This window comes from Aquimarina sp. AU58, assembly GCF_900312745.1.
Lineage (GTDB): Bacteria > Bacteroidota > Bacteroidia > Flavobacteriales > Flavobacteriaceae > Aquimarina > Aquimarina spinulae.
On sequence record NZ_OMPD01000008.1, the window covers coordinates 60,528 to 74,713 of the forward strand.

Consider the following 14,186-nt stretch of genomic DNA (forward strand, 5'->3'; position numbering starts at 1 on the left):
TTTATATTAGCTGACCAAACAATCTAAACTAACTAACATGAAAATAGTAAAATATTTATTTTTTCTATTATTATTAGTAATAATTGGCGGAGCTGTTTATGTTGCTACCATAGACGGTGAGTTTCAAGTAGAAGAAAGTAGAGTAATCGATGCTCCTGATGAATTGTTATTTACTACAATCAATGAGTATAGAACCTGGGATAAATGGGGACCTTGGATGGATGAATCTGATGATTTTATTATGGAGTATCCAGAAAAAACAAGTGGTGAAGGTGCTTCTTATAGTTGGAAAAGCGAAACAGAAGGAGATGGCAAAATGGAGACCATAAAAACTTCTCCATTTACCAGCATAGATCAAAAAATTACCTTTATCACTCCTATGGGTGAAAGCAAAAGTGATGTGTACTGGAAATTTGAAAAAATTGAAGATAAAAAGACTAAAGTAACCTGGGGTATGAAAGGTGAACAATCTTTTATGGAAAAAGCATTCTGGGCTACTCAAGATAGTAGTATATCGAAAATGCTAAAGCCTATGTATGCTCGCGGACTCGAAAAACTCGATGCATTTACTGATGAAAAAATGAAAAAATATACGGTTCATGTAGATGGAATTACAGAACACGGAGGCGGTTTCTATATGTACAGTGCTACTGCTTCTTCAATAGCCATAATTCCTGAAAAAATGAAGGAAATGATCCCTGCAGTGGATACATATATGAAACAAAACAATCTTCCGCGAACAGGAATGCCATTTACACTGTATAACGAGTATAACGAAGAACAGGGAACTGCAATTTTCTCTACTGCAATACCAACCAGAGATAAAGTAGTTACTCCAAAAGAAAGCGCTATTCTTTGTGATTTTTTACCAAGGCAGAAAGTGGTTAAAACCACACTTAAAGGAGATTACAATAATCTAAAAGAAGCATGGGAAGCTGGTTATAAATATATTGCAGAAAATAACTTAGAGCCCAATACAGAATCTGCAGCTTTTGAAGTATATCGGGTAGAACCAACATTACAACCAAATCCTGCTGAGTGGGTTACCGAAATTTATATTCCAATAAAATAACACCTTATAAACTGCATTCTATAATTTGATAGAATGCAGTTTAATACATTTAGAATACATAGAGCAATCTAGTTTGGAAACTCTATGCAAAAATACATTAATGCTACCCTGGGTTTAAAAAAACAATAGATAAAAACAGATGAAACAAATACTCTTGGTATTTATCGGAGGTGGCACAGGTAGCATCGCACGTTATCTTATAAGTAAATACCTTAATAGCTCTTCTACAGGAATCCCATATGGCACCTTTACAGCTAATATTTTAGGTAGTCTCTTTATTGGGATTATTCTCGGGCTAGCTCTTAAAAATAATGTAATATCGCAAAACACAGTTACCCTTTTGGCAACCGGTTTTTGCGGGGGATTTACCACCTTTTCTACATTTGCTTATGAAAATCATGTATTACTAAAATCTGGAGATTTTATCAATTTCATCATCTATGCTGCCGGATCATTTGTAGTTGGAGTTCTTTTCATATTTTTAGGGATGTTTATAGTAAAATAATACTATAAAAACAGACCTGAGATGAATTCAAATAAAGGCTTATGAAAAAAATTGAAGCAATTATACGCAAATCAAAATTCGAAGCTGTAAAAGAAGCTCTACATAAAATTGAAGTAAATTTCTTTACTTATTGGGATGTAACTGGTGTCGGTAATGAAAAGAAAAGTCGTATATATAGGGGGACCTCCTATAATACATCTGATATACCACGTAGATACTTATCCATAGTGGTCTCTGATGAATTTGAAGAAAAAACAATTCGTACACTAATTGATTCTGCCAAAACCGGAGAAGTCGGTGACGGAAAAATATTTGTATCAAATATCCAGGATACCTACAGAATTAGAACCGAAGAAAAAGGCAATCAGGCATTACATTAAGTGTTTAACATATTAATCACCCCAATACCTTTCATCTAAATATATACATATCGATTTTTTGATCACCTTCTACTTTCTAATATATTTATTAAAGTTTTTTAGACCAAAACAAGCACATATCGCAAGAAAAGCTTAAAAACACACTTTCAAATTCTTAAAATACATAAAAATAAAAACTATACCCTAATTTTAATAGGGTATAAATTATAAAATAGATAAAAATATACAACTATACCCTATTTTTTATAGGGTCAAATTTGTTTTTATATAGTTTTATCGTTCCAATTAAAAACTAATTATAACGGTAATCAATGTTTATTATGAAAACAAAAACCACCACATTTTTAAAAAAAGTAGCTCTTTTTACTTTAATCTTGTTAAGTTCCAAAGTTATTAGCCAGGAAGAAAAACCAAAATCAACACTAGATAAGTTATTATCTAAAATAAACTTATCAGGATCTATTGACGGATACTACAGGTACAATCTTGAAGCTCCTAATGACAACTCGGTAGCTCCAAAAACATCATTTGCAAACGATAATGGCTTTGCATTAGGTATGGCTAATACCGTTTTGGAATATGAAGGCGAAAAAGTTGGGTTTGTAGCTGACCTTGTTTTTGGATCCAGAGGCGAAGATGCTGTATTTAATTCTGATGATTCTGCTCAAATCATTAACCAATTATTTGTCTACTGGAATGTAACCAAAAGCATTAAACTAACCTTCGGTAATTTCAATACTTTTATAGGGTATGAAGTGATTTCACCAACTGGAAATTTTAATTACTCTACTTCGTATATGTTCTCATACGGCCCTTTCTCACATACTGGTTTGAAAGCAGATATTGCAATAAGTGAAAAATGGTCTGCTATGCTTGCTGTAATGAACCCTAGTGATTATACAGACAATAATCCTTTTGACACCTATATTGCTGGTGCACAAATAGGATATACTCTAGATAACGGCAGTGCTTTTCTAAATTTTAGATATGGTAACGAAGGAGAACCAGGAGAAGTAGGCCCTACTTTTCAGGTAGATCTTACTACAGGATGGGATCTTACACAAGATTTTTATCTCGGCGTAAATACAACCTATGTAGCTACAGAACCACAAGAAAGCGGAGATGCTTCTGGGTTTTACGGAGTAGCACTATATCCTCAATATAAAACATCTGAAAAATTCGCTATAGGAATAAGAGGAGAATATTTCTCGGTTTATAATGGCGGATTAACAGATGTAATTGGACTAGACACACAAGGTGATGGAGATGTTATTACAGCTACCCTAACAGGAAATTATACGATTGGAGAGTTAACGCTTAAACCAGAATTAAGAATCGATACTACTTCTGAAGATTCCTTTTTAGATAATGATAGAGAAGCTGTAAAAAGTCTTTCTTCTTTTGTGCTTGGGGCGATATATAAATTCTAATATATCCTTTCACAAAGTAAAAGCGTTCTGAGTGATCAGAACGCTTTTGTTATTCACGTTATGACATTTTTGTTACTAAAGAGACTTACAACTTTATCCTTTCGGGTTCAAATTCTTTTACATAGTTTTACACCCCTAATCAAAAAACAATTACAACAATTATAATTAACTATGAAAGTAAAGATTATCACAGAATTTTTAAAAAAAGTAGCTCTCCTTGCTTTATTTCTTTTGAGCTTTAATGCCATTAGTCAAGAAGAAAAACCAAAATCAACACTAGGTAAATTATTGTCTAAAATAAACTTATCAGGATCTATTGACGGATACTACAGGTACAATTTTGCAGCTCCTAACGACAACTCGGTAGCTCCAAAAACTTTTTTTGTAGATGAAAGTGGTTTTGCATTAGGCATGGCTAATGCTATTTTGGGGTATGAAGGTGAAAAAGTTGGGTTTGTAGCTGATCTTGTCTTTGGCCCCAGAGGCGAAGATGCTGTATTTAATTCTGATGATTCTGCTCAAATGATTAACCAGTTATTTGTTTACTGGAATGTAACCGAAAGCGTTAAGCTTACCTTCGGTAATTTTAATACTTTTATAGGATATGAAATGATTTCACCAACAGAAAATTTTAATTATTCTACTTCATATATGTTTACCTATGGCCCTTTATCTCATACTGGTTTGAAAGCAGATATTGCGATAAGTGAAAAATGGTCTGCTATGCTTGCAGTAATGAATCCTAGCGATTATACCGAAAATAATCCGTTTGACACCTATATCGCTGGTGCACAAATAGGATATACCCTGGATAATGGTAGTGCTTTTCTTAACTTTAGATATGGTAACGAAGGAGAACCAGGAGAAGTAGGCCCTACTTTTCAGGTAGATCTTACTACAGGATGGGATCTTACACAAGATTTTTATCTCGGCGTAAATACAACCTATGTATCTACAGAACCACAAGAAAACGGAGATGCTTCTGGATTTTACGGAGTAGCACTATATCCTCAATATAAAACATCTAAAAAATTCGCTATTGGAATAAGAGGAGAATATTTCTCGGTTTATAATGGCGGATTAACAGATGTAATTGGACTAGACACACAAGGTGATGGAGATGTTATTACAGCTACCCTAACAGGAAATTATACGATTGGAGAGTTAACGCTTAAACCAGAATTAAGAATCGATACTACTTCTGAAGATTTCTTTTTAGATAATGATAGAGAAGCTACAAAAAGTCTTTCTTCTTTTGTACTAGGAGCAGTATACAAATTTTAATATATCCTTTCACAAAGTAAAAGCGTTCTGAGTGATCAGAACGCTTTTGTTATTTATTCTCTGGATATTTCTTATATGTCTTAACACCCACAGGAATCTTTACATCGAGATGATTTGCTTCTGGGGGTATTGGACAAGAATATCTGTCATTATACGCGCAATATGGATTATATGAAGTATTAAAATCAATACTAATATAGTCTCCTTCAGGGATTTTTAGATCTATAAAACGTCCTCCTGCGTAACTAGATTCTCCATTAGTTAAATCTGTAAAAGGGAGAAATAAATAATTTTCAAATTCTGGCTGAGTTTTTAATCCTTGATTTTGATATATCTGTAATACATAAGATTTTTTCTGTAATATAAAATGTGCCTCTCCATATTTGACATATATAGGTTCTCTTCCTGTTGTGGTTTTCATCACAAAAGGTGTTTCATACGGTGTACGAACAAATTTTGCACGGATACAAAAAGAAGTATCTATTTCAAAAAAATCAAGCGTTTTAAAACGTTCTAAATCTTTTGGTGTTAAAGGTGAAGTTTCTTCAGAAGCAAAATCCTTGTTAAGTTCTTCCTGAAAAGACAATATTTTTTTTATCGCTATAGAATCCTGAGCAATTATATTCCCAATAAAAAACACAAATAAAATTGATATCCTGAACACTTCCCCTTTGTTTTTTTGCAAAAGTACAATTTACAATTAGTTAACTAATTAATTTTAATAAAATTATGCTTAAATAATAGATAAAAAACTACTTTTATCTATTAATTGGAAGTCTAATACAAATCACAAATACATTGCTAAAACTTTTACTTCATTATTTTAACTCTTTTTCTGGGCTATCAAAAGAGGTGTGGTGGTTAGCTTTGATCACTCTAATCAATAGAGCCGGGGCAATGGTCATCCCCTTTTTATCTTTATACTTAACCGATGACTTAAATTTTTCGTTACAACAAGTAGGTTGGATTATGACCAGTTATGGATTAGGTTCTTTTTTAGGCGCCTGGTTAGGAGGTAAACTAAGTGATCAAATTGGTTACTACAAGGTCATACTTATTTCTTTGTTATTAACGGGTGTCTCATTTATAACTATTCAATATTTTACTAGTTTCTGGAGTATTTGCATTGGTTTCTTTGTTCTAATTGCAATTGCAGATATGGCCAGACCTGCTTTTTTTGTAGCATTAAGTGCCTATAGCAAACCAGAAAATAAAACCAGATCATTAACTTTTATTCGACTTGCAATTAATCTAGGCTTCTCTGCCGGTCCTGCAATTGGCGGACTAATTATAGCATCTATAGGATATTATGGTTTATTTTGGGTAGACGGGATTACTTGTATTATAGCCGGATTAGTGATGACACAAACGCTACATCCCAAAAAAGCAAAAATACAGGACAAAGAAGTTGTTGTCGAAAATCCGGTAAGCGCTCATAATGATGGTGTTTATGTCTTGTTTTTAATAGCATTGGCTTTATTTGGATTTATATTTGTTCAGTATTTTTCTACAATACCATTATATTATAAAGAAATACACCAACTATCAGAACAAAAAATCGGATTACTACTTGCTTTAAATGGCGCTTTGATATTTTTCTTTGAAATGCCATTAATTGCATATCTGGAAAAGACAAAATTATCTAAAATAGGGAATGTTATTGGCGGGTTTGTTCTAACCGGTATAAGTTTTCTACTGTTATTAGTTACTCCCTGGGCAGGAGTTTTGGTTATCGGAATGATTATCGCCACACTTGGGGAGATGGTTGCATTTCCATTTGGAAATGCTTTTGCTCTAGACAGATCAAAAAAAGGAAGACAGGGAGCCTACATGGGATTGTATAGCATGTCTTTTTCTTTAGCTCATATTTTTGGTCATAACTCAGGAATGCAATTCATAAATAATTTTGGATTTGAAAACACCTGGATTTTTATGGCGCTGATTGCTGCTTTAGGAACATTTTTATTATATATCGTAAAACGAAAACTTAATCAGGAAAAAGTACCTGGTTAACCAATTATTTATAAAACCTATACCAATGAAAAATTTCTTTTTTACCTTTTGCATTATACTAATTTATAGTTGTACCCAAGTACAGCAAGAGAAACAACCTGATACTGTAAAAACAGAAGTAATAGAAGAGAAAAAGAGCTTTCCTAAATTAGAGCCTAACCGATATAATGTTGCTTTCCTTATTATGGATGGAACCTATAATACTGAATTTACGGCACCGTTTGATATTTTTCAACACACCCAATATCGTAAAAACATAAAACAAATGAATGTTTTTACTGTTGCAAATACAGATCACTCAATAACTACATTTGAAGGTGTAAAAATTATACCTGATTATAATTATGTAAAAGATTCTTTGCCTCAAATAGATATTTTGGTAGTTCCTAGTGCCGAGCACCATTTAGATACCGACTTGAATGATAAAGTGATGCTTGATTTTGTAAAACAAGTCGATAAAACTGCTTCATTTATGACTTCGCATTGTGATGGAGCATTTGTTCTTGCTAAAGCCGGAGTTCTTGATAATGTAGTATCTACTACTTTTCCTAGTGATATAGATCAAATGCGAAGTACGTTTCCTAACCTGGATATTAGAAAAGAAGTACTATTTGTACATGACAAAAAGTATATAACTTCTGCCGGAGGTGCCAAAAGTTTTGAAGCTGCATTATATTTATGTGAATACTTATATGGTGCAGAAATTGCAAGGTCACTTGCAAAAGGATTAGTGATTGATTGGAATCTGGAAAAGGTACCTCATCTGGTAATCAATAAATAAAAATAATAAAAGCGATCTTATTCAGATCGCTTTCAGTATTTAGGGAAAATTACGTACTCTCTTTAGCTTCAAGATTCGGGGTCTTTAGACTAATGTCCTCACACTTAATTTATCCCTGATGTATTCCAAACTAATATTTTAAATCCGTATCGTCATACAGTTTAAAATGTTAATTCTGGACGACACATCAAGTATTTTTTACTATTGTAAATATAATGTAAAAAAATCATATACACCAAAAAAATGACGACAAAAAACACATAAATTCGATGAAATACACAAAATTTTATGATTTCAATTTATTTTGAAAAGAAGTATTTAGAATTTCCGAGGTATTTTTTTATTAATTTATTATACTTTTCAGACATTTTTAAGGCCAATGTCCCCTCTATGGTGTACAATGCGTTTAGATCTTTATATCCGTTTTTCAACATTTGTTCTAAATAAAACAAAGCTGTTTCATTATCCTGATCCTGGGCGCTTAAAGAAATCACTTTTCGATACGATTCAAAATCTTTTTTATCGACTATTGTACTTAATATATTAAGGAATAAATTTCCTTCCAGGTTTTCTTCTTCTTTAATAAGTTGGTTTTTATAACTATCAACCAGATACTTCACATACCCTTTCATTCTATAGGCCATATGACGAGCAAGTTTTTCTTTTCCTAAAATCAAGGTATCTAACTCTGACATTTGATACTTCCACCATCCTAGATTTTCAAATTCTTGTACTTCGATATCTTCTTCCATTGAAAGCAAATATGCTTCTCTAAGAAAATTTTCCTTGTTCAGGTATTTTGTTTCCAGTCGTTTCTGTTGCTTATACTCCTTGGTTTTTCTAATTTCTTTCTGCTTTTCTTTTAGATCATTAGTATTAAAAAAGGTGCCATATTTGAGTCGTATACGTTTTACTTCATCAAACGCATTTAAAAACTTATCTTGATTTAGATACAATTCTACTTGTTTCATTTCTCTCTTAAATAAATTCTTAACCCAAATAGAATCTTTTGGCATCCTTCCTTTATTCATTGCTCGCAATGTAAAATCCGAAAGTGCTTTTTTAATCTGTTTATTGAGCAATAACCCAGAATCTTTTTCATAAACATAAACATCGGCAGGAACCGCTCTGCTTTTTAAGTACTTTTTAATATTGAAAAAATCCTGGTACTTATGGTTATCAACACCTACAATACCCTGGTAAGAAAAGTTTTTTTTGATCCTTATCCTCGAATCATAGAAATATGTATCCTCTATTGCAATTACTCCAAACACCTCATTAGGGTATAAAGCAGCTAGTAAACTTGCCAGCTTTGCATCTTCTTGAACTCCTGCAATATAGATTCTTCCTTTTTGAATCGGAAAAAGAGAAAAAATATGGTTTATAAAATCCGATACATATTCTACTTTTTTTTGTGCTTCTTGCTGTTCTAGGAAATTACTAATCGCAACAATATACCCTTGTTCTTCGGCTGCTTCTCTGTACAATTGTGCAGTTTTTCCTGTATTTCCCGAACTATCAAACCCCAGCAGTAAGGGCCAACTTTTATTTAAATCAAAAGATTTTGGTAAGTAAATACTAAAATGATTACCCGACGAAGGAATAATCAAAGAATCTGTAACAACACCCTTTTTGAGTGTAAGTGTATTTTGCCCATAGCTTATTAAACTTAGACAAAGTATAACAAAAAAGAGGTACTTTTTGGAAAACAATATTGACACAACGCAATGATTTTATAACTAAATGACACAAAAAATATACCACTTAATAGCGTTTTTATCTACATATTTTACAATTTTCTTTTTCTTTAGCCTCTCCTACTAACTTTCCTTTATCATCAAGCTTATAATCACAACAATCCATATACCCTTGTATGATCATTTTTCGAGCACGTTGTATTTGTGATTTAATGGTTGATAAAGGAAGCCCTAATTGCTCTGCGATTTGTTTTTGCTTAAAACCTTTTACATCAGAAAGAAGTAATGGCTTTCGATATTTTTCTGGCAGTCTGTTTATTAACCCTGGGAGACAATCTTTTTCAGAATGGTTGGTAGTCTCTTCATATATTTGCTCTTTTACAACATCTGTAGTCTGTTTATTTTTTTTTAAATAATCATATACTGTATTTCTTGCAATAGTGAACAGCCAGGATTTGATTTTAGAATGATCTCTAAGTTTATTTTTATTACTATGTACTTTTATAAAGGTCTCTTGTATCAAATCATCTACAATTTGATCATTTTTCACTTTACTTTTTATAAACAATCTAATGTCTTCATGATAGGTTTTCCAAAGATTCAAAGTTTCCATAAATCAAAACAGAAATACCCCTATTTCTACTATAAATAGAAATAGGGAAGTTATTGTTAACAGCTACATTCTGTACATTCGTATCCTATGCTGGAGCAATTAGAACATTGTCCTTCTACGCAACTTGAACATGTACAGATACATTCTTTATTTTTCATAACGCTATGTTTTAATATGATTATATACCTATAGGACTAAAACAGATACAAAAAGATGCATAATTACCTCATAAATTTAATGAAATCTGATTTAGCATCATAAAAAAAACGTCTGAATGCATTCAGACGTTTTTTATCTTTTCCCTGTACTCTCTTTAGTTCCCCAAACTAATGTCCTCACACAAGATAAAGATTGTTCTTATATGTACATATAATCAAATCTCATGCCATAAATTAGACATCTAGCTCTCCAAATTCGATATGACTAGTAATTGGGTTATTCTCTATAAGATTAGACAGTATAATATGTGTTTTAACTTCTCCATAAGTGATCAACCTATCTATAAATTCTTGTAAATGTATTTGGTCTCTTAACACTACTTCCATAACTATATTTTCGTTACCTGTGATTCGATAACAATTCATGACTTCCTTAAATTCTGACACCTTTATCAAAAATGGTTTTAATCTTCCCATAAATGCTCGTAGTGTAATTATTGCTTTTAATTGATACCCTGTTTTGGTATATGAGACATCTGCAATATATCCTTTTAAAATCCCATAATCTTCCATCTTTTTTATCCTTTCGGCAACTGCAGGAGAACTCAAGCCAACTTTTCGTCCTATTTCTGTATTAGACAGTCTTGCGTTTTGTTGTAAACATTTCAAAATATCCCAGTTTATAGCATCTATTTTCATTACAATATTTTTTAATTTTTTAGTGATTATATAGCATATGTACAAGCTCTCTTTTTCTGTCGATATCTAAGCTTTTATATTATATATTACATATGCTTACATCTCCTAATTATTATTTCATTTACAAAAGTTTCATTTTTAAGTAAAAAACAACAAAAGTCCTTAATTACTAATGTAAATTAATCATTTAACTTTAAATAATAAAGAAAAAATACTAAAAATAACATTATTTTTGGGGTAACAAACTAATATGAGATTACAGCCCCGAAATAAAAGATTATACAAGAAAGCTCTTGAGATATTTACACTCTCGAGAAGCATTTCAAATTATCTTGTTCATGACTTGGCTGCATTACAAAATAATGGGAGTGAGAATCCTCATATTTATTTTACAGGTGACATCATAAGACAATCAGATGCGCTGGCTCCTAAAATAATTAAAGCCGAAAACCAAGTCTTTCAAGATGAGCGTATAAGGCATGCTACTTCTCTGATACATATTACCAATAGGCTTTATAAAAATTGTGAGCGTCTCGAACAATCCGAAAGTAACGGAAAAGAATTCTTAATTCTACTGCGTAAAGAGCTTAGAAAATTTAAACACCTGCAACGTTCCTGGATGATGAGTTTATAAAGTTTCCTCTTTATAGATTTTACTTTTTTTTATTTTTCAATATTATCTAATCCTTCCGGCAATGCTTTTTTTATAACGTTTTAATTCGTCTTTCACCTTAGGGCTTAATAAAAACAGGCCAATCATATTGGGTACCATCATCGCAAAAATCATGGCGTCACTAAAATCTGTAACTGCATTTAGTGTAGCTGCAGCACCTATTACTGTAAAGCAACAAAAAATAGATTTATACAGGTATTCTGTACGTTTGCTTCTTCCAAAAAGATAACTCCAGGCCTGGTATCCATAATATGACCACGAAATCATAGAAGAGAAAGCAAAAAGTAATACTGCAATCGTAAGAAGATACGGAAACCATGAAACACCACTCTCTAATGCAGAAGCAGTAAGAAGAACTCCTTGTTCAAAATCAATTTCGGTACTTGTATCTACCTGCCCGGTTATAATTAATACCAAAGCAGTCATTGTACACACAACTACAGTATCAATAAAAGGCTCGAGCAATGCCACTAGTCCTTCGCTTGCAGGGAAACGTGTTTTTACCGCACTATGCGCTATTGAAGCACTACCAACTCCTGCTTCATTACTAAAAGCTCCTCGTCTAAATCCCTGAACCAATACTCCTACAAATCCTCCCATCACTCCTTCAGGATGAAAAGCACCATCCCAAATCGCTCTAAACGCTGCTGGAATAGCCGAACTATACAACACCAAAACTGTTAAAACTGCTGTAATATAAATCAACACCATAAAGGGTACAATCTTATCGGTTACACTTGCTATTTTTTTGATTCCGCCAATGATAACAACACCTACTAATATTGCCATGATAACTCCAAACACCCAACCTTGCCCATGCAACATCGAGTTATCCGAAATTATCACATGGTCAAACAATTTAAATGCCTGATTTACCTGAAACATATTACCACCGCCAAACGATCCTCCTATACACATAACAGCAAAAATTACAGATAGCACCTTACCAAATTTGGCATAGCCTTTTTCTCCCAACCCTTTGGTTAAATAGTACATAGGCCCTCCAAAAATTTTCCCTTCACTATCTACCTCCCGGTATTTAACTCCCAGGGTACATTCTACGAATTTTGAAGACATCCCTAATACCCCAATGATAATCATCCAGAGTGTTGCTCCGGCACCACCAATAGACAAGGCAATTGCAACACCCGCAATATTACCCAGCCCTACTGTAGCCGAAACAGCTGTAGTTAATGCCTGAAAATGGCTAACTTCTCCTTTTACATTATCATCCTTGTTTTTTTCTTCTACCGAAATGCTTTCAGTAGATAATTCATCTGTTTCTTCCTGATTCAAATTCTCTAAAGCATCATATTTTCCTCGAACTACTTGTATTGCAGTATAAAAACTTCTTACATTAATAAACTTAAAATATAATGTAAAATATCCAGCTCCTAATAGCAATACTACAACTACCCAAGGAATCCCTACAGTATCTGTGATAGGAATTTCGGCTAGAATTGCATCGACAAACCAACTGGTAGCATCACCAAAAACACGATCGATATTTTTATCTAAATTTTGTTCTGAAATAATACAAGGAAATAACATAGTAAAATTTTTAAAGCAAATTGCTCTAAAAACTGAAACCATAAAAGGTTAAGTAGTATTCAAAATTTACGCCCAGAATGGTTAAGCATACGGTTACGTATCATCTTTTAGTGAAGTATACTGAAGAAAACTATTAGCCTTTGCAAAAGCAATTAATTGCTCTTTACCTCCTGCCCCGCTTATATTAAGCATCTTTTTTATTTGATGAATATGGGTCTGAAATCCATCTGTACTAATATGCATTTCCTGTGCAATTTCGGTATATGATTTATAGTTCCCATAATACGCCAGATACCCTAAAACCTCTTTTTGTCTATCAGAAAGTTCTATTTTTGAGGTTGCTTTTATCGCTTTTAGGTTAGTTTTTAATGTCTTGATCGTATCTAAATGGCTCTCATTTGCTATTTGTAATTGTTCGTTTTCTTTTTCGAGTTTTGCTTTTTGAATTTCTAGTTTTTTAGCCAGGCTTTGCTGTTGCTCTTTTTCTGAAAGGAATTTCCAACTATACAAAAGAATAGAAAACAGAAGAATAAAAAGAAATTTGAACGAAATAGCCGTAATACTACCCAATACTCCCCAGAATTGCTGATCGATAAATTGCAATACTCTATCCTGCGGTATCATACGGTGAGAAACAGCAATTACAATTAGTACAAATAATGCAAAAGTAGGCAAATACATAAATCTCATTTGCCTTCCTACAAAAGCTTTATTAAGCTCATAAAGCAGTGAAATAGCTACCAAAATAGAAATAGGAATATCGATCAACCAAATAAAATTATTACTAATCTCGGGGTTGCCATAGGAAGACGCAATAAAAACAAAAGTGATCATTCCTAAAACACCGCAAAAGAGCCCAATAAATTCTCGAACGCTAAAACGTTGTACCAGTCGTACTACAATACCTGGCTTTTGAGGATGTTCTATTGATGGAAGGGATAATAAAATAAACAACGAGTTTGCCAAAGAAATCAGTACACCAAAATAAATCAGAATTTTATTAGTCGAAGACCATCGCAATCCTTCGACCATAATTAAATTAACCAAGGCTCCCAAACCCCAAACAAATATTGCCAATCCAAACCATTTAATCCCATGAATAGCTTTTTTATCGGCTCCACGAAGTTTTTCTTTGCGAAAAATACGTTGAATTACTATTGCCGAAATAAGGCACACAATTGCAGTTACTGTATATTCTATGGTACTAAACACGAATTAGATTTTTATACCAAATTTCAAAGTTAAATTGGTATTACTCATGTCTAAAGATATTGAAATTTTGATCATTATTAATCTTTCTTAGATAAAGCCTAAATAAATCTGGTTTTAA

General features: G+C 32.6%; 14 protein-coding genes. 8 read left to right on the top strand and 6 right to left on the bottom strand.

Annotated features, from left to right (window positions below):
- The first annotated feature begins 37 nt into the window (after positions 1-37).
- From DK441_RS04645 to DK441_RS04665, 5 genes are all read left to right on the top strand, one after another.
- Positions 38-1,072 carry a GyrI-like domain-containing protein gene (locus DK441_RS04645; protein ID WP_109097709.1) on the top strand — a complete coding sequence of 345 codons (1,035 nt, stop codon included), beginning with the start codon at positions 38-40 and terminating at the stop codon, positions 1,070-1,072.
- Between the two features lie 139 nt (positions 1,073-1,211).
- Entirely contained in the window at positions 1,212-1,577 is a 366-nt protein-coding gene (crcB, locus tag DK441_RS04650; RefSeq protein WP_024772137.1) for a fluoride efflux transporter CrcB, read from the top strand.
- Between the two features lie 41 nt (positions 1,578-1,618).
- The gene (locus tag DK441_RS04655; protein WP_109097710.1) at positions 1,619-1,957 is read left to right on the top strand and encodes a P-II family nitrogen regulator; all 339 of its coding nucleotides are present in this window, start codon (positions 1,619-1,621) and stop codon (positions 1,955-1,957) included.
- Between the two features lie 320 nt (positions 1,958-2,277).
- Entirely contained in the window at positions 2,278-3,387 is a 1,110-nt protein-coding gene (locus tag DK441_RS04660; protein WP_109097711.1) for a porin, read from the top strand.
- A gap of 171 nt (positions 3,388-3,558) precedes the next feature.
- Positions 3,559-4,671, top strand: coding sequence for a porin (locus DK441_RS04665; protein WP_109097712.1), 1,113 nt, complete (start codon positions 3,559-3,561; stop codon positions 4,669-4,671).
- A 49-nt stretch (positions 4,672-4,720) separates the two neighbouring features.
- Here DK441_RS04665 and DK441_RS04670 read toward each other — a convergent pair whose 3' ends face one another.
- Positions 4,721-5,335, bottom strand: coding sequence for a DUF1684 domain-containing protein (locus DK441_RS04670; RefSeq protein WP_109097713.1), 615 nt, complete (start codon positions 5,333-5,335; stop codon positions 4,721-4,723).
- 134 nt (positions 5,336-5,469) lie between these two features.
- Between DK441_RS04670 and DK441_RS04675 the strand changes: the two genes are divergently transcribed.
- Together DK441_RS04675 and DK441_RS04680 are read left to right on the top strand one after the other, a co-directional pair.
- Positions 5,470-6,684, top strand: a complete 1,215-nt coding sequence (locus DK441_RS04675) for an MFS transporter (RefSeq protein WP_109097714.1) — start codon at positions 5,470-5,472, stop codon at positions 6,682-6,684.
- A gap of 25 nt (positions 6,685-6,709) precedes the next feature.
- Positions 6,710-7,465: a DJ-1/PfpI family protein gene (locus DK441_RS04680; RefSeq protein WP_109097715.1), complete on the top strand. Its 756-nt coding sequence runs from the start codon at positions 6,710-6,712 to the stop codon at positions 7,463-7,465.
- Positions 7,466-7,764: 299 nt separating this feature from the next.
- Here the strand turns inward: DK441_RS04680 and DK441_RS04685 are convergent, their stop codons facing one another.
- The 3 genes from DK441_RS04685 to DK441_RS04695 all read right to left on the bottom strand — a co-directional run bounded on the left by DK441_RS04685 (position 7,765) and on the right by DK441_RS04695 (position 10,632).
- Positions 7,765-9,186 (bottom strand): hypothetical protein, encoded by a 1,422-nt coding sequence (locus DK441_RS04685; RefSeq protein WP_109097716.1) that lies wholly within the window; start codon positions 9,184-9,186, stop codon positions 7,765-7,767.
- A 55-nt stretch (positions 9,187-9,241) separates the two neighbouring features.
- Complete coding sequence (gene sigZ, locus DK441_RS04690) at positions 9,242-9,775, bottom strand: RNA polymerase sigma factor SigZ (RefSeq protein WP_109097717.1); 534 nt, start codon at positions 9,773-9,775, stop codon at positions 9,242-9,244.
- 392 nt (positions 9,776-10,167) lie between these two features.
- Entirely contained in the window at positions 10,168-10,632 is a 465-nt protein-coding gene (locus tag DK441_RS04695) for an Lrp/AsnC family transcriptional regulator (RefSeq protein WP_074408783.1), read from the bottom strand.
- Between the two features lie 250 nt (positions 10,633-10,882).
- On the opposite strand from DK441_RS04695, the gene DK441_RS04700 reads away from it, so the two are divergent.
- On the top strand, positions 10,883-11,266 hold the full coding sequence (locus tag DK441_RS04700; RefSeq protein ID WP_109097718.1) for a hypothetical protein: 384 nt from the start codon (positions 10,883-10,885) through the stop codon (positions 11,264-11,266).
- Between the two features lie 42 nt (positions 11,267-11,308).
- Here DK441_RS04700 and DK441_RS04705 read toward each other — a convergent pair whose 3' ends face one another.
- Both DK441_RS04705 and DK441_RS04710 read right to left on the bottom strand, forming a co-directional pair.
- Positions 11,309-12,856 carry a sodium:alanine symporter family protein gene (locus DK441_RS04705; RefSeq protein WP_109098015.1) on the bottom strand — a complete coding sequence of 516 codons (1,548 nt, stop codon included), beginning with the start codon at positions 12,854-12,856 and terminating at the stop codon, positions 11,309-11,311.
- 93 nt (positions 12,857-12,949) lie between these two features.
- Positions 12,950-14,068 carry a hypothetical protein gene (locus DK441_RS04710; RefSeq protein ID WP_109097719.1) on the bottom strand — a complete coding sequence of 373 codons (1,119 nt, stop codon included), beginning with the start codon at positions 14,066-14,068 and terminating at the stop codon, positions 12,950-12,952.
- Positions 14,069-14,186 lie beyond the last annotated feature (118 nt).